Here is a 19,329-nt window from a genome sequence, read left to right as displayed (position 1 = left end):
CAAATGGAAGAATTGGTATATTGCCCAAATGGTAGTTTTGGGGATCCTGGTGTTTTTATTTTACTGGCTTAAAATAAGTTTTTCATGAGTTTAATCGACTGGCTGGTACTCTTCGGAACTCTCTTGACAATTGTTGGCATTGGGGTGTATAGGACCTATGGGATCAGGGATATGGATAGCTATATCCGAGGAACAGGGAACATGAACTGGTGGACGATTGGTCTTTCGATTATGGCCACGCAAGCTTCGGCAATCACTTTCCTAAGTACACCCGGCCAGGCATATGATGATGGGATGCGCTTCATCCAATTTTATTTTGGGTTACCGTTGGCAATGATTATCCTATCGGCAACATTTCTTCCCATTTATTACAAACTCAAGGTGTATACCGCTTATGAGTTTTTAGAGGAACGTTTTGACCTAAAGACAAGGACCTTGGCTGCCTTTTTATTTTTGATTCAAAGGGGCTTGGCTGCCGGAATTACCATCTATGCACCTGCTATTATCCTTTCAACGCTTTTGGGTTGGAACCTCACCTTTACAAATGTTTTTATTGGTGTTCTGGTAATCATTTATACCGTATCAGGAGGAACCCGAGCAGTGAGTATCACTCAAAAGCAGCAAATGGGTATTATGATGGGAGGGATGGTTTTAGCTGGAATTCTGGTAATCCAGATGCTTCCGATACAATTTACTGAAGCTTTGCATGTGGCTGGAAAAATGGATAAGCTCAATATTGTCAATTTTGAGTTGGATTTGGCAGACCGCTACAATTTCTGGTCAGGGATGACTGCAGCGCTGTTTCTCTTTATGTCTTATTTTGGTACAGACCAGTCCCAAGTGCAGCGTTACCTTTCCGGCAGTTCCCTGACTCAAAGCCGGATGGGTTTGATGATGAATGGATTGCTTAAAGTTCCTATGCAGTTTATTATCCTGTTTATCGGAGTAATGGTTTTTGTTTTTTACCAATACTTCCAACCTCCTGTGGTATTTAATAAGGTACAGACCGAACAATTGGAAAATTCTGCCTACTTGGAAGATTATTTATTGTTGCAGGAAGAATTCAAGCAGGCATTTCAAGAGAAAAATCAGCAGTTGAATACTTTGCTTAAGGCAGTGGAGGCCAATGATGAGGAAGCAATTCAAAATACCAAAGCTAAGATCAAGGAACATCAGGTTCAGCAAGAAAAGATCAGGACAGAAGTCAAAGAGCTGATAGTGAAAAATAGCCCCGGAGCTGAAACCAGAGATACGGATTACGTTTTTATGCGGTTTGTAATGGATTACCTACCCAAGGGAGTTGTAGGATTGTTATTTGCGGTAATTTTCAGTGCAGCGATGTCATCTACTGCTTCGGAGTTAAACGCATTAGGTTCCACCACAACAATTGATGTGTATAAGAGATCCATTGTGAAATCCGGTAATCAATACCATTACCTTGTTTCTTCAAAGATGTTCACCGCATTTTGGGGCATATTTGCCATCCTTTTTGCCACCTATGCCAACCTATTTGAAAACCTGATCCAAGCAGTCAATCTACTGGGATCACTGTTCTATGGAACGATCTTGGGGATTTTTGTGGTAGGTTTTTATATGAAATGGATCAAAGGAAATGCAGTGTTTATTGCGGCGTTTTTGGCAGAAGCCCTAATCCTTTTGATACATTACAACAATGGAGGGAGCTTATTTGGAATCGACATCAATATAGGCTTCTTATGGTATAATGCGATTGGATGTCTTGCTGTGATGATTTTTGCAGGTTTGATACAGTTGTTGAAGAGGGATTGGAAGTAACGCTCTTCAGGATTTTTAATCCCGAAGAGCGATAATAGGGATTTTTGATCCCTGGATTCTCAAAAGGAAGTTTATGCGGATTAAAAATCCGCCTTATCCATTCTCGAAATTGCAAATTTCAAGAAGCAATTACCTCGTTATAGCACTGCTCTTCGGGATTTGCAATTCCGAAGAGCGATGCTGAGGATTTTTAATCCTTAAAAAAAAATCAAATACCCTCCAAGTCAATCTTACCTTTTCTAATTCCATAAAAATCTCCACAACTGCTGTAGATATATTCTTCTTCTTTTTCTACAATCCCAGCTCTTACTGGGTTTTGGTGGATATAATTTATTTTAGATATCATGAAGCTTTCTGAAAAAATCTCTTCTCCATGATAGCCATTTTTCCAAAACCAAATTTTCTCGTTCTTCTTTAAAATCCATAGTAACCATTTCTTCCTGCTTTCTTCTGGATTTTTTGATATTGCATCATAAATGGCCTTTGAGGTGAATTTTTTGAAATCTCGAATGATATCAGAAAGAGGTACTTTTTCAGAAGAAATAATCAAATGACAATGGTTACTCATAATAACCCATGCATAGATTTTTAATCCTTTGTTTTTTTGGCAAAATTTGAGGCTTTCAATGAGAATTTCCACATAGCATTTTCTTGTAAAAACATCTACCCATTGGCGAACCGTAAAAGTAATAAAATGAGGAGCAAATTGATCTTGAATTTGATATGAAAAGCCCATAAATAAAGTTTTGATGCAAAAATCGAGGCTTTTAATAAAATCAACTTCAGCTTAAACGGATAAGTAAACGGATAAATAATGTTGTGGATTGAAAATCCGCTTTATCCGTTCTCGAAATTGCAAATTTCGAGAAGCGCCACTCTTCAGGATTTTTAATCCCGAAGAGTGATAATTGGGATTTTTGATCTCTGGATTCTCAAAAGGAAGTTTATGCGGATTAAAAATCCGCTTTATCCGTTCCCGAAATTGCAAATTTCAAGAAGCGCCGCTCTTCGGGATTTTTAATCCCGAAGAGCGATAATAGGGATTTTTGATCCCTGGATTCTCAAAAGGAAGTTTATGCGGATTAAAAATCCGCTTTATCCGTTCCCGAAATTGCAAATTTCAAGAAGCAATTACCTCGTTATAGGCTGAGGGAAAACGGCCATGCTTTCATGCCCCCCTTCACCTACAGCCTGAACGGCAAAGAAATAGTTGTCTTTGGAATAAGGGATGGTCAGGTTGGTATCTTCAGTATAGAATTTCTTCTGCCACATAGATGCATCTGTTTCACGCATGAGTACATAATAACCCTTCGCTTTGCCTTTTTCAGGAGCTTCCCATCTTAGTGTGGAAGTATTGCTTAATCTTCTTACATCTATCCCTACATTGGTGGGTTCAGAGGGTGCAGAAGCCAAAGAGGCCAATGAAGCCAGATTAATACCTGTCACCTTCCTCATGTATTCATAATCTACAAATTCAGGCAGGTCTCCATATTGAATTCCATTTTCAAATCGGACATTCTCATGTTGGTGGTAGTAGTTTTCATTCATTTCGCAGACCCGAATAGCGGTAAAGCCTTGCTGTGCAAATGGAGTATGATCACCTCCCCTTAAGAACCGGTCGTTTCTGTAGAGCAGTTTGACTTCCAGCTGATCTACGTACCTTTCCCCAAGTTCTTTCATGTATCTGGCCAATTGACGGGATTTGCTGTCATTCTCTCCATTGGTATACCTTCGGATGGCAGCCATTCTTTCTGTTTCTGCTGCTGGAACACCTTCAGAGAAAATTCTCACTCTGGTATTGTCATTGATATTGGTTTCTGAGGAATTGCTATTGCCTATCATGTCATTGTTCAACATGGCTACCAAGTTCCAGTTTTCATTTTTAGCTTTTTCAGCCAAATAGGCTGCACCTTTCAGTCCTTGTTCTTCGCCTGAAACTACGACAAAAAGTATTGTTGCGGGAAAACTCCTTTTGGACATGATTCTGGTGAGCTCAATGATGGCAGCAACTCCCGAACCATCATCATTGGCCCCTGGAGCGTCTATTTCTGTATTCATTACATCTAAAGCCCTGCTGTCAATATGGGCAGAAATTATAAAAATTCTGTCATCCTTTGGATCGGTACCTTTCAGTGTTGCCATTACATTGCCCATTTTAGCATCCTGAGGTATTCTTCGTCCATCAGACGGAATGGTAAATGTGTCAATATATGAACTTAGTCTTCCCTGAGCATGAGGTTCAAAAGACTTAAATAGGTCCAAAACATATTTCTGGGATGCGACAATTCCTTCTTTGGGATTGTCTTTGCTCAACGAATGACGGGTCCTGAATCCTGCCAGGTCCCGAACATATTTTTCTAGGTTTTCTGCAGAGATTTCATTGACCATTGACTCAATCGCAGCATCTCTATGTATGATCTGGATCTGGGCAAAGCTTTGATTGCTTATGATAAATAGAGTGATTAGGATTAAAATTCTTTTCATTATGCCTTACATCAGTTTGATTGGTTTAAATTTACCTGTAGATATTTCCATTCAAAAAGTAATTTACATGAACGAATTATTGATACCACAAGCAGGCGAATATGGTGCCTATTATGAAAATTATATTTCTTGGGTCAAAGGGAGAGATATACCCGAAATCCTGATTTCTCAAATTCAGGAAGTAAGGAATATCTATGACAAATTGGGAGAAAGCAAAAGCAATCTTGCTTATACTGAAGGAAAGTGGTCTGCCAAAGAAGTTTTGGGCCATATTACTGACACAGACCGGATCATGGCCTATAGGGCACTTTCAATCGCAAGAGGAGAAAATACCTCCCTGCCGGGATATGACCAGGATGCCTATGTGATCCATGGCAAGTTCAATGAAATAGCTTTGGGCCATTTGTTGGAAGAGTTTGAATTGTCCAGGTTTGCCCTGGTATCTATGTTGAAAAATTTACCGAAATCTAGTTATGCCAATGTTGGAATTGCTAATAATACTTCCGTAACTGTAAGAGCACTATTTAATATCATCGCCGGACATACCATTCATCATTTGAATATTTTGAAGGATAGATATATTTGATTTTTAGAGGGATATGGGATATAATACAAAAATTATCCCTCCAATTGGGTAAAAATTCGTAGTTTTGTCGAATTTATCTAATACAAAATAATTTTATAAACTATGAAAAGAACGAGAGCACAAGAATCCAGGGCAGCGATTGAAAGACTTTATATCACTATGAGACACCTATTTATGAGGGGGTCTTATAAGCCGATGGGTGTTTCGGGCGAGTCTTTGGTGGATTCACTTTTGGTGTTAAGTCCGGAGATATATGGTCTCTTAGCGCAGGATGAAAAAATAGAGCTTGATGGCTTGCTATATGTAATGGAAAGGTTGCCAAGGGGAATAGAAGAGTGCCGTTACATCCGTCTGATCAGTAGAGAAGGATATGAAAATTCTACTTTTCCTGCCATTGTTCCTGCAAAAAGGAAGAGAAACTGTTACAGAGTGGATCAGGATCAGATGTATGTGGAGATGACTAGAGGAAGGTCAGATATTTATGATATTTTGACCCATCTTACATTCCTATATATTGAATCCGAAAAAATAAGGGGTAACAGTACGGATCCTAAGGGGAGAATTGATCTGAATTGGGAGATGTTGGAAAAAATTGTTGTCAAAGAGGAAAATGGAGAGGAGTTTGACAAAGAAGTGGCAAGTTCCTATCTGAGTCATGTCATTGGAAGGACTTTTGATGAGACACATGAGGCTGTACAGAAATTTGAATCTTCACCCCATACCAATAGCTTATTCAGGATAGTTTATCACTTGGGTAAATTGGCAATGGATGAGGCATTTGATGGTAAAGATAGGGAAATTTCATTTTCTTCAACTTTAAGAATCAGGGTCGGACACCACGTCTATGGTGAATTATGGGCCAATAAGATCAAAAAGGTTTTATTTGATAATAATCTTATTGACAGGCCTTTGCATATCGTGTCTGCTAATCTGCACAGTTTTCTCAATACCATTTATGGCCATCAGGCATTAGGGCTTAATTCATTTGAGGAAATTGAGAAAACCGCTATGGACATAAGTGTCGGTGCCAAAAATAACAAAGGCAAAGAAATACTGAACTATGCTCAGAAAAACGGATTCACTGAAGTGATGGATGAATCAGGAACCAATATCCATGTGCAGATAATTGATACTGCCGCAATGTCCAAAAAGACTGTTCTTCCAGGTTGTGAATTGCCAGTGGAATTACAAAAGAGGCCTGTAATCCTGGTTATGGATTATGCCTTTGGGGAGCAGGCCTACGAGTGTTTTGATGAATTGCTCAAGCCATATGAGCCTGAAGAGGGCAAAGTATTTCCGTTGAATGTTCTTTCGGCTTCCATCATGGGCAAGGCGGGAATTTTAACTGGGAAAAAAGGTGATATTATGATTCCCGATAGCCATGTCTTTGAAGGAACAGCAGATAACTATCCCTTCAAAAACGAACTGAGTAAAAAGGATTTTGAAGGATATGGCTTAGGAGTTTACCAAGGTACAATGTTTACTGTATTGGGTACTTCATTACAGAATAAGGATGTTTTGAGTTACCTGATGGAATCTTCCTGGAAAGCAATAGGCTTAGAAATGGAAGGAGCGCACTACCAAAAAGCGATACAATCAGAAAGTAGGATAAGACAGAGTATCAAAAAGAACGTAAAAGTCCTTTATGCTTATTATGCTTCTGATAATCCACTTGAGACAGGAAGTACTTTGGCTTCGGGAGCTTTAGGAATGGAAGGTGTAAGGCCAACCTATCTCATTACATACAAAATATTGCAAAGCTTGTTTTCGTAAAGCGATTAAAAGAATTTTATTTTATTTATAGTAAAATTTTCAAAACCTTCTTCTGATTTTTGAGGAAGATTTTTCTTTTGATTTTGTTTTTTTATCAATTTTTTAGTTGTGCTTTTAATCATACCCAAATATGATTTTCATCATGATCTAAGTGCCTTTAGTTAGCCAAATTTGTTTCAAAGATCAACCACAACAGATTATGATGACAAGGAAAAAATGGATATCGGCGATAATGGTAATTATCCTGATCTCAGTTCAATGGTCAGTTGAAGCACAAGTAAAATATATTCTAGCGCCCTCACCGGAACTGAAGGTAGAGGGGGGGTCTTCACTACACGATTGGGATATGACTTCCAATGCAGCTAAAGGTGAAGGACAGTTTATTATCGAAGGCAATCAATTTAAAGGAATCAGAAGCCTTCAGGTAAGTATGGAAGCAGAAAGCTTGAAAAGCGGCACCAAGGGTCTTGATGCCAATGCTTACAAGGCTCTTGATACTAAGAAAAACAAAGAGGTGAAATTTACTCTGAAGGAGCTTACAGGAAGTGGCAACAGCTATCAGGCCAAAGGAGACTTCACCATTGCAGGGGTAACCAAGCCTGCCAGCTTCCCGGTAAAAGTAACTCAAAATGGAAACCGGGTTACTTTTGAAGGAAGCTACAATACCAAACTTACGGATTATTCCATAGATCCACCGACTGCACTGTTGGGTACAGTCAAAACAAGAGATGAGATTACTATCAAATTCAAAACAACATTTCAACCGAACAATTAAATTCCACAACAATGAAAAAGGTTTTATTTTCCGCAATCGCAATAATCGGATTAGTTTTTTCCGGTATGGCACAGGGACTTCAGAGAGATATGCAATTCTGGAGACCGTATGATCAAAGAGGATTGAACATCTTCGAAACTGGTAAAGAAGATTCAGTAGCATATGAAGGTATGCGTGTTAGAATTGGTGGTCATTTTGCCCAGCAATGGCAGAACTTGAGCCATTCAAATACTGCTGCACCAAATGTTAATGCCAATGGTGTTAATTTAAATCAACTGATAGACATTGGTGCCGGAACAAACCTAGCTACTGCTAACCTCAATATTGATGTTGCATTGGCAGATGGTGTAAGGATGAACCTGATTACATACCTTTCTTCCCGCCACCATCCTGAAGCTTGGGTAAAAGGTGGATTTATTCAGGTAGATAAATTAGGCTTCTTAAACTTGGGTAACACAGATTGGTTTGACAAATACCTGACTGTAAGAGTTGGACACATGGAGATCAACTATGGTGATGCCCACTTCAGAAGATCTGATAACGGTAATGCATTCTGGAATCCATTTGTAGGAAATTATATCATGGATGCTTTTACTACTGAAGTAGGTGGTGAAGTCTTCTTCCAAAGCAATGGCTGGTTGGCAATGGCTGCAGTGACAGGTGGAGAGATTCAAGGTGGTATTACCTTCCCTGAAAACAGAAAACCAAACTTTATAGGTAAATTCGGTTATGATAAATATGTGGCCGATGATCTGAGAGTAAGATTGACTGGATCTATCTACACTACTTCTGGATCTCAAAGAAACACCCTTTGGGGCGGAGATAGGGCAGGTTCAAGATATTATCTTGTAATGGAAAACACATTGGCTACTACAGCAGCTCAATTTACTTCCGGTAGATTTAACCCAAATCAAACCAATAATATCACTGCTTGGGTAATCAACCCCTTTGTGAAATTCCATGGATTAGAATTTTTCGGTAACTATGAGCAATCTAAAGGAGCAGCTCGAGGTGAAGCAAATGATAGGACCTGGACTCAAATCGGAACTGACTTATTGTACAGATTTGGAACCCATGAAAAATTCTATGTGGCCGGAAGATACAATAAAGTAGAAGGCACTTTGTTTGGATCTGGTTTGGACGTGAGTATCGACAGGGTTCAAGTAGGTGGCGGTTGGTTTGTAACCAAGAATTTATTGGCTAAATTGGAATATGTTAACCAAAACTACAATGGTTTTGCTGCTAACGATATCCGAAATGGTGGTAATTTCAAAGGTCTAATGATTGAAGCAGTGGTAGGCTTCTAAAATATCAACTCCCATGCGTGTCCTTTTAGCACTTTTGCTGATTCTTTTGAGTCCTTATAAAGAAGAAAAGGAGGTCATAGTAACAAAGAAAAAGATCACTGTAAGTGGTCAGACCTCCATCGGTGGATTCAATTGTGAATATGCAAAGAACAGCTTAAGGGACACGCTTTTTATTGACACTCCTCTGAAATCAAAAGAATTGGTTTTTGACATACCCGTCGATGATTTTTCCTGCGGGAATTTTTTACTCAACAAGGATTTCCGTAAAACCATTAAAGCTGATAAGTATCCACATGCTAAAGTCCGGGTAAGAAACCTAAAATCTAACTATGGGCATTATTCTTGCGATTTGACCGTGGATATAGTTGGAAAAAGAATGCATTACAAAGAATTACCCCTTAAAAGGACCCCTGATGGAATAGCTGCAAAGCTGATATTAAGTTTTAATGAACTTGAACTGGAAGCCCCCAAGAAACTTGGAGGCTTGGTAAAGGTAGAAGAGGAGTTGATGCTTGAGTTTAAGCTGTCTTTTTAGGTCAGCCTTCTATTAATTTTTTGAGCGAGGTAGAAGATTGTTCGAAATCAAATTGCCCTATAGCCAATTGCATCTTTTTGTTGATTTCCTCCAAACAGAGGTTGCCAATGCTACCTTCATGAATATGATTTACTTTTGATTGGTCAGGTTGGAAGTTTCCGGATTCTATGTCCAAACCTACCTTTTTATAGGCATCTCGGAAAGGTATACCCTGTAGAACTAAGTCATTGACTACCTCAACACTGAATACATGTTGGAAAAAACTGTCATTAAGAATTTCTTTCTTAACTTTTATTTCTTTCAGCATAAAAGTAGACATATTGATGCAGTCCAAAAGTGTTTCAATTCCCGGAAAGATTAGTTCTTTCAAGAGCTGAAGATCCCTATGGTAACCTGTAGTCATATTGGTCAATAGGAAGCTGACCTGATTGGGAATGGATTGGATCTGATTGGTTTTTGCCCTGATCAATTCAAAAACATCCGGGTTTTTCTTATGCGGCATGATGCTGCTTCCTGTGGTCAGGTTGTCCGGGAAACTTATAAATCCAAAATGCTGGTTCATGAAAATACAGACATCTGCAGCCATTTTGTTCAAGGTGCCTGCAATCCCTGCCATAGCAAATGACAGGTTTTTTTCAGTTTTTCCCCGGCTGTTTTGTGCATTTACCACATTATGGTGCAAGTCTTCAAAACCCAACAAAGTTGTGGTCAAGGTCCTGTTCAGAGGAAAGGAAGAACCATAACCTGCTGCTGATCCAAGGGGGTTTTTATTGCTTAATTTATAGGCAGCAAAAAGCAAGTCCATGTCTTCAGCAAGGCTTTCTGCAAAAGAGCCAAACCATAGCCCAAAAGACGAAGGCATGGCCAATTGAGTATGTGTGTAGCCTGGCATCAAATCAGCTTTATGTTTTTCTGCAAGTTCTAACAATAGGCCAAACAATTCCTCTGTAGCTTCAGTAATATCACGTATAGCAGTTCTGTAATACAATTTAAGATCAACCAGTACTTGATCATTTCTAGACCTTCCGCTATGAAGTTTTTTTCCTACTTCACCATACCGCTGGGTAAGTAGGAATTCTACTTGGGAATGTACGTCTTCTACTCCTTCATCAATTTTAAATTCACCCTTTTCTATTTCAAAATAGATTTCCCTCAATCCTTTCAATAAGGTTTCAAGTTCGGAAGTGGACAAAAGTGCAATTTTCTCAAGCATAATGGCATGGGCCATGGAAGCTAGTACATCAAAAGGGGCCAATAAAATGTCAAATTCCGGATCCCTGCCTATAGTGAAATTTTCTACTTCTTTTTTTGCACTTGTATTTTTTTGCCAGAGTTTCATGCTTGAATTTTTTTATCTATTGGGGACAATTTCTAATTTAACTTAATGCAGCATAGGTTTCCAGAATTTGGATATAGCCTTTGATGCCCTCATGGATTTCATTCAGGTAAATAAATTCATCAGGAGTATGTGATCTTGCAGAATCCCCAGGGCCTATTTTGACAGATGGATAGGGGATAAGTGCTTGGTCTGAAAGGGTAGGACTACCATATTTGGTTAAGTTCAAAATCTCGCCTACTTCAAGGATCTTATGTCCAATAGGTACTTTTGAGGAATTTAATCTCAACGATCGGGGCAGGAGTTCCGCTTTCAATACAGTTTTTAACTCTTCCAATGCTTCTTCCAAAGTATAGGCATCAGTAATTCTTGCATCCAATGTATATTGGCAGAGGTCTGGGATTACATTGTGTTGCGTTCCAGCTTGTATGATGGTAGCAGTAACTTTACTTTTTCCTAAGAAGGGGGAAGTTTTTTGAAATTGGTAATTTCTAATGACGTTCAGGTCTTCCAAAGCTTTGTAAATGGCATTATCTCCTTCCTCCCTTGCAGCATGTCCGGCTTTTCCTTTAACAGTTGCATCAATTACCAGAAGGCCTTTTTCAGCAACAGCCATTTGCATTAGGGTAGGTTCTCCGACAATCGCCAATTCAAAAGCAGGCAACTCCGGTAAGATACATTCAATCCCGTTTTTTCCTGATATTTCTTCTTCAGCAGTTGCTGCTACAACCAAGTTGAAGGGTAAATTACGGTTTTGAAAGTACAAGAATGTTGCAATCAGACTTACCAGACAGCCACCTGCATCATTGCTCCCCAAACCAAAAAGTTTTCCATTTTCCTGGATGGCTTGAAATGGATCTTTGGTATAGCCTGCGTTGGGTTTTACGGTATCATGATGGGAATTGAGCAAAATATAGGGCTGGTTTTCCAGTTGATTTTTTGAAAAAGCCCAAACATTGTTACCCTTCCGGTGTGTAACAACAGCTTTACTCTCCAAAAAACCTTGGATTAAGTCAGCAGTTTTATTTTCCTCTTTACTTAGTGAAGGAATTTCAATGAGGGATTTTAACAAGAGGATAGCCTCTTCAGAAATTTCCTGTATCAAATTACCCATTTTTTTCAATACAAGTCGTACTTGTGCCTTTCAATGGTGGTTCCTGATAGTTTTCCTTTGGATGCTAACAATAAATTTTCAGCTTTTCCAATCCAAACATGATTAACCCCTTTTTGTAGTGCAGCAAAGGCATTGTCTAATTTAGGTATCATGCCGGAATGGATTACATTCTCTTTCTTTAATTCTTCATAAATCTCCTCATTGATCAATGGGACAATCGAATTTTCATTTTTTTCATCGATCAATACACCTGCTTTATTGAAACAGAAATAAAGATTGACTTTAAATTTTTTGGAGAGATTGGTTGCTATTTCAGATGCAATTCCATCTGCATTGGTATTTAGGAGTTGCCCCTTTTTATCATGTGTAATAGCACAGACCACGGGGATAATATCTGCATCCAGCAAAGTTTGTAAGAGATCCGTATTCACTTCTTGAATGTCCCCCACAAATCCATAATCTATGTTTTTAACTGGCCTTTTGACAGATCTTATCAAGTTGCCATCGGCACCTGTCATTCCTAAGGCATTTTGTTTCAATGCCTGGAGTTTGGCTACTATTTGCTTGTTGATAAGGCCTGCATAGACCATTGTGACGATGTCTAGGGTGTCCTTATCTGTAATTCTTCTACCGTCTACCATTTCCGGCATTACTCCAAGGCTTTCTCCAAATTTGGAAGCTAGGACACCACCTCCATGGATTAGGATTTTCTTTCCTGGAAACCTTGAGAAAAGGTAAAGAAATTCGTCCAACTTTTCTGGAAAGTCGATGACGTTTCCCCCGATTTTGATGATGCTGACATTCATGACTTTATGGTTGATGGTTAGTGGTAAGTTAGATCAGCCAAGAATATGGCTGATCACTGATTGTGCCGCATAAATTCTGTTATTGGCCTGTTCCTGTACAATGCTTCTTTTTCCATCCAGAATTTCGTCGGATAGTTCCAGGTTGCGTCTGACCGGAAGGCAATGCATAACTTTTGCTTTCTTAGCATGCCTAAAATGTTTTTCGGTTAGCATCCAAGAATTGTCAGTGGTCACGATTTTTCCATAATCATTAAAAGCCGACCAGTTTTTTACATATACAAAATCCGCATCTTCAAGGGCTTTTTGCTGGTCTAATTCAATATTTGCTCCATTGGTGAAAATGGGATCCAATTGATATCCTTCAGGATGGGTGATGGTCAGATCATGCCCGCATCCGATTGCCCATTCTGAAAAGGAATTTGCGACTGCATGGGGAATAGCCTTAATATGAGGAGCCCAGGTAAGTACGACCTTCACTTTTTTAGCATCGCCGGACTGCTCTCTGATGGTCACCATATCAGCAAGACTTTGAAGTGGATGGCGGATTGCACTTTCCAAACTGATCACAGGAGCACCTGAATATTTTATAAACTGATTGAAAATAAAATCTTCGATGTCCTCTTGTTTATTGGTAAGACTGGGGAAAGCGCGTATGGCAAGTATATCAAAATATGAACCTAATACAGCAGCTGCATCCTTGATATGTTCCACCGTTCCTTTGTTCATTACCACTCCTTCCTTCATTTCCAATGCCCAGCCTTCCTTGTCCATGTTCATAACAATGGGTTCCATACCTAAATTAAGCGCAGCGATTTGTGTGCTCGCTCTAGTTCGGAGAGAAGGGTTTAAGAAAATACAACCAATCCTTTTGCCTGCTCCTTTTTCCTGGTCAATTCTGGGATTGGCTTTGTAAAACAATGCTTTTTCTATAAGTTGGTCAGCTAATGCCTTGGATTCAAATTGAGTAAAATACTTCATTCTATCTTAAATTGTAATAATGTCTCGCGGAGACATTCAGTCCAAAATTTTCTTCAAACTATCCAAAAACGAAGATAGTTCATTTATTTTAATATTTAATGGAGGAAGCAAACGAATAGTATGTTTTCCTGCTGAACTTCCGGTAAATATTTTGTATTGCTTTACCAATTCAGAACGAACAGGGCCAGATTCCCTGTCAAGGTCTATCCCTATCATCAAGCCTTTGCCCCTAACTTCCTTTATACCTCTTATAGTTTTAAGTTCAGCTATCAGGTATTCACCCATTTCGTAGGCGTGCTCTAATAATTGTTCTTTTTCAATTACCTCCAAGACAGCCATTCCTGCAGCACAAGCAAGGTGATTACCTCCAAAAGTCGTGCCCAGTAGACCATGAGAAGCTTGAATGTCAGGATGGATCAGAACTCCTCCGATTGGAAAGCCATTTCCCATACCTTTAGCGGTGGTGATCAGATCAGGTTGAAGTCCTTCAACCCACTGATGGGCAAAAAACCTGCCTGTTCTACCGTATCCTGATTGCACTTCGTCCAAAATAAGTTTGGCCCCATGCTCTTTTGCCAATTCTGAAATTGAAATCAGAAAGCTAGGCTCAGGTACATGTATTCCACCCACTCCTTGTATTCCTTCTATGATAATTCCGGCTATATTTCCTTGCTTAATCTTAGCTTCCACTGCTCCATAATCTCCCCAGGGAAGGATATGGGCATCTGTCCTTTGATTACAGGGGGCTATGATTTTTGGGTTGTCAGTAAGCACTACAGCTCCGGAAGTTCTCCCATGGAAAGCTCCTGAGAAGCTGATAAAGCCTGATCTCCCAGTAGCAAAGGAGGCTAATTTAAGCGCATTTTCATTTGCTTCTGCTCCGGAATTGCACAGAAATAGGTTATAGTCCTTGTATCCTGAAAGCTCTCCCAGTTTTTGGGCAAAGGCTTTTTGTATGGGTATTTGAACAGAGTTTGAGTAGAATGTTATTTTGTCCAACTGATCTTTGATAGCTTGATTGAAATGAGGATGGCTATGGCCTATGGAAATTACAGCATGACCACCATAGAGGTCCAGGTATTCTTCCCCATGATCATCCCATAATCTGGCACCAAGAGCCTTAACTGGTGTAACATTGATAAGTGGATATACGTCAAATAGATTCATGATCTTCTTTTTAAAATGCCAAACTTTTTAGGTTAAGTCCCAAGTTTTCTTCAAGCCCAAATGCCAGGTTGAAATTTTGGACGGCCTGTCCTGAGGCACCTTTAAGCAGATTGTCAATCGCTGCATAAATGATCAGTTGACCTTTCTCTTTTTTGAGATGAAGAATGCATTTATTGGTATTGACCGCCTGCTTGAGATCAATGTCTGAATCAGATACCCAAGTAAACGGTGCTTTTTGATAGAAGTCCTTGTAGGTTTGAACCGCTGTTTTCAAATCACCATCATAGGGGAAATATGCAGTGATCCATATGCCTCTGGAGAAATTACCTCTATATGGTACAAATAGCAGTTCTTTATTAAAATCATGATTGATCTGTCTAAAAGTTTGCCTTATTTCCTTGAGATGTTGATGGGTAAATAGCTTGTATACGGATATGTTATTAGTCCTGTAGCTAAAATGTGTAGTTTCACTCAGGGCTTTTCCAGCTCCGGTACTTCCTGTTATGCCTGTAATATGGGCTGTATCATTTACCCAATTTTGTGCTATTGCAGGTAACAATGCAAGTTGGATTGCTGTGGCAAAACAACCTGGATTGGCTATTTTTTTTGCTTCTTGTATTTTGGATTTGTGGACTTCGGGAAGCCCATAGACAAATCCGTCGCTTTCATCTCTGAAATCGGTACTCAGGTCAATGATAACAGTGTTTGTGGGAAAAGGATGCTCCTCTAAGAAGCCTTTGGTCTGTCCATGAGGTAGACCTAAAAACACTGCTTCAATCCCATCTGTCTGCACCTTATCAGTGAATTCCAATTCGGTTTCACCAATAAGATCAGGATGAACTTCATAAACTTTTTTGCCTTTTTGGCTATTGCTATGGACATATATCAGATCACAGGAAGGATGATGTAATAATAATCTTAGAAGTTCACCTCCTGTATAACCTGCTGCTCCGATAATGGCGGTTTTAATTTTTTTCATTGTAATTGACTTGATGGAAAATTGCAGTTTGGTTACCTAGGATTCTTGTAAATCCTTTGACGTCATCAGCAGTGTAGCCTTTGTTCATTTCACCATAACTTCCAAATTTTGAAGCCATCATGTCGTGTTTGGATTCAATTCCAACCAATTGGAATCTGTAGGGGTGAAGTAAGATTTTTACTTTTCCGCTGACAAATTCCTGGGTGCTTTCCAAGAAAGCTTCAAGGTTTCTCATTACAGGATCAAGATAATGTCCTTCATGAAGATGGTTGCCATAAAATTCGGACATTTGATTTTTCCAGAAGGATTGCCACTTTGTCAAGCAGTGCTTTTCCAATAACTGATGGGATTTGATAATGATCAAAGGTGCGGCTGCTTCAAAACCTACCCTACCTTTGATTCCGATAATTGTATCACCGACATGGATGTCTCTTCCAATTCCGAATGGAGCTGCAATTTCCTGGATTTTCTTGATTGCTTCTACAGGGTTTTCAAAAGTCACGCCATTTACAGCTTTAAGCTCTCCTTTTTCAAAATCAATGCTCAGTTCCTCAGTTTCAGTTTTACTTAATTGTGTTGGCCACGCAGCTTCAGGCAAAGTTTGGTTGGAAGTAAGGGTTTCTTTCCCCCCTACAGAGGTGCCCCAAATCCCTTTATTGATAGAATAGGCTGCTTTCTCAAAATTCATAGATACTCCATGTTTTTTAAGATACTCGATTTCCTCTTCTCTACTGAGCTTTAAGTCTCTAATTGGGGTAATGATCTCAATATCCGGAATAATAGTCTGGAAGATCATATCGAAGCGCACTTGGTCGTTTCCTGCCCCTGTACTACCATGAGCCACAGATTTGGCGCCAATCTTTTTGACGTAGTCAGCTAGGGTCTTGGCCTGGAGGATTCTTTCTGCACTTACTGAAAGAGGGTAGGTCTGATTCTTGAGGACATTACCAAAAATCAGGAATTTTATGACCTCTTGGTAATAGGTCTTGGTAACATCGAGTATAACAAATGAAGCAATACCAAGTCCTTTGGCCCTTTGTTCTATTTGCTCTAACTCTTCTTGGGAAAAACCTCCTGTATTGATCAGGACGGCGTGTACTTCGTACCCGAGGTCTTTGGAAAGGTGCAGTGCACAAAAGGTGGTGTCCAAACCTCCGCTGTACGCTAATACTACTTTTTTCATTTCTTAAAGGTTGATAGGAAAGCCATAATAGCTTTCGGGTTTAAAATAAGCTTAAGGTTTTGTTTTTGGTTTTTTTAATATTCAGCATGATGGATTTTTTCAATCTGGTCCATCTTTCGAACAGTTTCAAGTTCTTTTTAAAGTCCTTTCGAAGAGCTACTTCTTCAGTTTTGGCTTTTCGGGCCGGATCGTAAAGCATGGCAGTGCAGAGGCAATTTTGTCTGTTTTTAGATTTTAAAATTTCAACATTGACACAGCTGTTACATCCTTTCCAGAATTCTTCGTCATCAGTAAGGTCGGCGTAGGCTACAGGTACATAACCTAGATCAGAATTGATTTTCATGACAGCAGCTCCGGTAGTCAAACCGAAAATTTTAGCATCTGGATATTTTTCTCTGCTGAGTTTGAAGATTTCTGTTTTAATTCTTCGGGCAAGGCCATATTTTCTAAACTCCGGTGCAACTATTAGTCCGGAATTGGCTACGAATTTTCCATGGCCCCATGCTTCAATATAGCAAAAACCAGCCCAAACGCCATCTTCTGTCAAAGCAATTACTGCTTTTCCTTCCAACATTTTGGTTTTGATGTATTCCGGGGAACGCTTTGCAATACCCGTTCCTCTTGCTTTTGCGGATTGTTCCATTTCGTTTGTGATGGTTTCCGCATAATGGAGGTGCTTTTCAGTAGCTGGTTTTATGATAAAGGAATAGTTTTCCATTTTTGCCAATAGGGAATAAGTAGATGGTAAGTTGCTCTGCGAGCACTTTTGTGTTGGTTTTAAAACTTAGGAGTAACATGCTATTGTCGGCCATCCACGTAGGATACCAAAGGATATTACAGGGGCCTTGCCCTGAAACTGTTCCTAAACCTCCTCAAAGGAGCCAAAAATAACATACACAGTCCAGATGTTGCTGCTGGAGCAGGAGTAAGGCTGACTGGTATGTTGTTTAGGTTTTGCATTTCTTTTAAAAACGTGTGCAAATGTTGTAATCTTTGAAATAAAATGCAAGAACTGCATTTATTAATTTATGGAACAGCCATAATTATTTAATTTTTATCAAAAAATGGGCCATATTTTACAGGTTTTGAAATGATGTATTTAATTTATTCTTTTAAGTATTTCGATTTTGTTTTCTTTTTTAGATGGATTTTGCCATTTCTTGGAGCGCTTTTACAAGTACATCCAATTCGGTGGGCGTAGTGTAAATATTAGGTGTAATTCTGCAGCCAACCACACCTGCGTAATTGATACCGACAGTATATATTTTATATTTATTCATCAGAATTTTGGCCATTTCGCCAGGGTCCATTCCACTAATACCTACATTGGCAATTCCACATGACCTTTCATGGTCAGAAGGTGTATTGACCATTATGCCAGGGATGTCTCTTACTTTGTCAGACCAATAAAACTGTAGGTATCTTAATCTTTCTTCTTTACGCTTTGACCCAATTTTCTCATAATAATCAATGGCATTGTTTATGGCCAGGTCAGTTGCCACAGGATGGGTACCGGTATGGTTAAGGTTTTTGATGTTGGGGTGATCCAGTTCATAAGGAGCCATAAGTGGCCAAATCTTACTTATTTTATCTTTTTTGACATAAAGTAATCCAGCGCCTAAAGGCACACTGAGCCATTTGTGTAGACTGCATGCATAGTAATCACATCCCAATTCATCTATTTTGAAATCGAAATGGGCAATGCAATGTGCCCCATCCAACATGACCTCTACTCCATAACGCTTTGCCATGCTACAGATTTTTTTGACCGGTAGGATCTGACCTGTTATGTTGATCATGTGGCTGACCATGATTAATTTAGTCTTTGGCGTGATTGCATCTTCGTATGCTTTAACAATTTCTTCATCAGATTTTGGATGTAAGGGGACATCCACTATTTTATTGACTACTCCATAACGCCTTGAAACCAATTCAAACATGTTTTGGATACTTCCATAATCCTGGTGTGCGAAGATGGCCTCATCTCCTTTTCCCCAAGGATAGCCAGATATTATGGTATCCAGTGATTCCGTAGCGTTTCGGGTTATGGCTATTTCATCAGGGGTGCCTCCGAACAAATTTGCTAACCTGGCTGCAGTTTTGTCTTTGTTTTCCCATTGTACAGTCCGGAAATACCAAGAACCTTGGTAATTGATTTCCCTTATCCATGCAATATAAGCTTCCAGTGTTTCCTGAGGAATGAAACAGTAATATCCATTTTCAAGATTGATGTAATCCGGTTTTAGACGGTAACCCGCTCTTATTTTTTCCCAAAAATCCTCATCAGAGGCCAATTCTGATGCGGGAATATGGGCGTAGGCCTCTACAGTTTTAGAAAGTGCTTTGAAAGATGCTGAGGAAGCAAGGCTTGTAAAAGCCAGACTTTTAAGGAAAGCTCTCTTGTTCATAGGGTGCTGAAGTTTGTTTTCAATTTGATGAAAAAAAATTGAAAAAAAAATTCCCAATCCTAATTTTGTTGATTAAATTTGTCAACAATAAAAATGTCAACAAA

The 19,329-nt window shown here is 39.3% G+C and carries 17 protein-coding genes; 6 read left to right on the top strand and 11 right to left on the bottom strand.

Annotated features, from left to right (window positions below):
• Nucleotides 1-84 precede the first annotated feature (84 nt).
• Nucleotides 85-1,794 carry a sodium:solute symporter family protein gene (locus tag CLV48_RS16145; protein WP_106568327.1) on the top strand — a complete coding sequence of 570 codons (1,710 nt, stop codon included), beginning with the start codon at nt 85-87 and terminating at the stop codon, nt 1,792-1,794.
• A gap of 208 nt (nt 1,795-2,002) precedes the next feature.
• Here CLV48_RS16145 and CLV48_RS16140 read toward each other — a convergent pair whose 3' ends face one another.
• On the bottom strand, nt 2,003-2,530 hold the full coding sequence (locus tag CLV48_RS16140; RefSeq protein WP_106568326.1) for an REP-associated tyrosine transposase: 528 nt from the start codon (nt 2,528-2,530) through the stop codon (nt 2,003-2,005).
• A 395-nt stretch (nt 2,531-2,925) separates the two neighbouring features.
• Entirely contained in the window at nt 2,926-4,278 is a 1,353-nt protein-coding gene (locus CLV48_RS16135) for a M28 family metallopeptidase (protein WP_106568325.1), read from the bottom strand.
• 1 nt (nt 4,279) lies between these two features.
• Here CLV48_RS16135 and CLV48_RS16130 point away from each other — a divergent pair, with 1 nt between their 5' ends.
• The 5 genes from CLV48_RS16130 to CLV48_RS16110 all read left to right on the top strand — a co-directional run bounded on the left by CLV48_RS16130 (nt 4,280) and on the right by CLV48_RS16110 (nt 9,254).
• The gene (locus CLV48_RS16130; RefSeq protein WP_245889584.1) at nt 4,280-4,864 is read left to right on the top strand and encodes a DinB family protein; all 585 of its coding nucleotides are present in this window, start codon (nt 4,280-4,282) and stop codon (nt 4,862-4,864) included.
• A 102-nt stretch (nt 4,865-4,966) separates the two neighbouring features.
• Complete coding sequence (locus CLV48_RS16125; protein WP_106568324.1) at nt 4,967-6,637, top strand: DUF6909 family protein; 1,671 nt, start codon at nt 4,967-4,969, stop codon at nt 6,635-6,637.
• 199 nt (nt 6,638-6,836) lie between these two features.
• Nucleotides 6,837-7,412 carry a YceI family protein gene (locus CLV48_RS16120; protein ID WP_245889583.1) on the top strand — a complete coding sequence of 192 codons (576 nt, stop codon included), beginning with the start codon at nt 6,837-6,839 and terminating at the stop codon, nt 7,410-7,412.
• An 11-nt stretch (nt 7,413-7,423) separates the two neighbouring features.
• The gene (locus CLV48_RS16115) at nt 7,424-8,719 is read left to right on the top strand and encodes a hypothetical protein (RefSeq protein ID WP_106568323.1); all 1,296 of its coding nucleotides are present in this window, start codon (nt 7,424-7,426) and stop codon (nt 8,717-8,719) included.
• Between the two features lie 13 nt (nt 8,720-8,732).
• Nucleotides 8,733-9,254: a hypothetical protein gene (locus tag CLV48_RS16110; RefSeq protein WP_106568322.1), complete on the top strand. Its 522-nt coding sequence runs from the start codon at nt 8,733-8,735 to the stop codon at nt 9,252-9,254.
• 1 nt (nt 9,255) lies between these two features.
• Here CLV48_RS16110 and argH read toward each other — a convergent pair whose 3' ends face one another.
• The 9 genes from argH to CLV48_RS16065 all read right to left on the bottom strand — a co-directional run bounded on the left by argH (nt 9,256) and on the right by CLV48_RS16065 (nt 19,225).
• Nucleotides 9,256-10,593 (bottom strand): argininosuccinate lyase, encoded by a 1,338-nt coding sequence (argH, locus tag CLV48_RS16105; protein ID WP_106568321.1) that lies wholly within the window; start codon nt 10,591-10,593, stop codon nt 9,256-9,258.
• A 37-nt stretch (nt 10,594-10,630) separates the two neighbouring features.
• Nucleotides 10,631-11,704, bottom strand: coding sequence for a M20 family metallo-hydrolase (locus tag CLV48_RS16100; protein ID WP_106568320.1), 1,074 nt, complete (start codon nt 11,702-11,704; stop codon nt 10,631-10,633).
• A gap of 5 nt (nt 11,705-11,709) precedes the next feature.
• Nucleotides 11,710-12,510 (bottom strand): acetylglutamate kinase, encoded by an 801-nt coding sequence (gene argB / locus CLV48_RS16095; RefSeq protein ID WP_106568319.1) that lies wholly within the window; start codon nt 12,508-12,510, stop codon nt 11,710-11,712.
• A gap of 33 nt (nt 12,511-12,543) precedes the next feature.
• Complete coding sequence (locus CLV48_RS16090; protein WP_106568318.1) at nt 12,544-13,488, bottom strand: Rossmann-fold NAD(P)-binding domain-containing protein; 945 nt, start codon at nt 13,486-13,488, stop codon at nt 12,544-12,546.
• Between the two features lie 36 nt (nt 13,489-13,524).
• Nucleotides 13,525-14,655: an aspartate aminotransferase family protein gene (locus CLV48_RS16085; RefSeq protein ID WP_106568317.1), complete on the bottom strand. Its 1,131-nt coding sequence runs from the start codon at nt 14,653-14,655 to the stop codon at nt 13,525-13,527.
• Nucleotides 14,656-14,665: 10 nt separating this feature from the next.
• Nucleotides 14,666-15,634 carry an N-acetyl-gamma-glutamyl-phosphate reductase gene (argC, locus tag CLV48_RS16080; RefSeq protein WP_106568316.1) on the bottom strand — a complete coding sequence of 323 codons (969 nt, stop codon included), beginning with the start codon at nt 15,632-15,634 and terminating at the stop codon, nt 14,666-14,668.
• The gene (locus tag CLV48_RS16075; protein WP_106568315.1) at nt 15,621-16,817 is read right to left on the bottom strand and encodes an argininosuccinate synthase; all 1,197 of its coding nucleotides are present in this window, start codon (nt 16,815-16,817) and stop codon (nt 15,621-15,623) included. The genes argC and CLV48_RS16075 overlap by 14 nt, the downstream gene beginning before the upstream one ends.
• 40 nt (nt 16,818-16,857) lie before the next feature.
• Nucleotides 16,858-17,535, bottom strand: coding sequence for a GNAT family N-acetyltransferase (locus tag CLV48_RS16070; protein ID WP_106568314.1), 678 nt, complete (start codon nt 17,533-17,535; stop codon nt 16,858-16,860).
• Between the two features lie 421 nt (nt 17,536-17,956).
• Nucleotides 17,957-19,225 carry an aminotransferase class V-fold PLP-dependent enzyme gene (locus tag CLV48_RS16065; RefSeq protein WP_106568360.1) on the bottom strand — a complete coding sequence of 423 codons (1,269 nt, stop codon included), beginning with the start codon at nt 19,223-19,225 and terminating at the stop codon, nt 17,957-17,959.
• Between the last annotated feature and the right edge of the window lie 104 nt (nt 19,226-19,329).

This window comes from Cecembia rubra (assembly GCF_003014575.1).
Taxonomy (GTDB): domain Bacteria; phylum Bacteroidota; class Bacteroidia; order Cytophagales; family Cyclobacteriaceae; genus Cecembia_A; species Cecembia_A rubra.
This window is presented reverse-complemented; position numbering and strand designations above follow the sequence as displayed.

Bases quoted from the DNA above. Each gene is read 5' to 3' on its own strand.
- CLV48_RS16115 (WP_106568323.1), top strand. From the start codon at position 7,424: ATGAAAAAGGTTTTATTTTCCGCAATCGCAATAATCGGATTAGTTTTT.
- CLV48_RS16100 (WP_106568320.1), bottom strand. From the start codon at position 11,704: ATGGGTAATTTGATACAGGAAATTTCTGAAGAGGCTATCCTCTTGTTA.
- CLV48_RS16135 (WP_106568325.1), bottom strand. From the start codon at position 4,278: ATGAAAAGAATTTTAATCCTAATCACTCTATTTATCATAAGCAATCAA.
- argH (WP_106568321.1), bottom strand. From the start codon at position 10,593: ATGAAACTCTGGCAAAAAAATACAAGTGCAAAAAAAGAAGTAGAAAAT.
- CLV48_RS16085 (WP_106568317.1), bottom strand. From the start codon at position 14,655: ATGAATCTATTTGACGTATATCCACTTATCAATGTTACACCAGTTAAG.
- argB (WP_106568319.1), bottom strand. From the start codon at position 12,510: ATGAATGTCAGCATCATCAAAATCGGGGGAAACGTCATCGACTTTCCA.
- CLV48_RS16110 (WP_106568322.1), top strand. From the start codon at position 8,733: ATGCGTGTCCTTTTAGCACTTTTGCTGATTCTTTTGAGTCCTTATAAA.
- CLV48_RS16075 (WP_106568315.1), bottom strand. From the start codon at position 16,817: ATGAAAAAAGTAGTATTAGCGTACAGCGGAGGTTTGGACACCACCTTT.
- CLV48_RS16070 (WP_106568314.1), bottom strand. From the start codon at position 17,535: ATGGAAAACTATTCCTTTATCATAAAACCAGCTACTGAAAAGCACCTC.
- CLV48_RS16120 (WP_245889583.1), top strand. From the start codon at position 6,837: ATGATGACAAGGAAAAAATGGATATCGGCGATAATGGTAATTATCCTG.
- CLV48_RS16140 (WP_106568326.1), bottom strand. From the start codon at position 2,530: ATGGGCTTTTCATATCAAATTCAAGATCAATTTGCTCCTCATTTTATT.
- CLV48_RS16145 (WP_106568327.1), top strand. From the start codon at position 85: ATGAGTTTAATCGACTGGCTGGTACTCTTCGGAACTCTCTTGACAATT.
- CLV48_RS16125 (WP_106568324.1), top strand. From the start codon at position 4,967: ATGAAAAGAACGAGAGCACAAGAATCCAGGGCAGCGATTGAAAGACTT.
- CLV48_RS16090 (WP_106568318.1), bottom strand. From the start codon at position 13,488: ATGAAGTATTTTACTCAATTTGAATCCAAGGCATTAGCTGACCAACTT.
- CLV48_RS16065 (WP_106568360.1), bottom strand. From the start codon at position 19,225: ATGAACAAGAGAGCTTTCCTTAAAAGTCTGGCTTTTACAAGCCTTGCT.
- CLV48_RS16130 (WP_245889584.1), top strand. From the start codon at position 4,280: ATGCCTTACATCAGTTTGATTGGTTTAAATTTACCTGTAGATATTTCC.
- argC (WP_106568316.1), bottom strand. From the start codon at position 15,634: ATGAAAAAAATTAAAACCGCCATTATCGGAGCAGCAGGTTATACAGGA.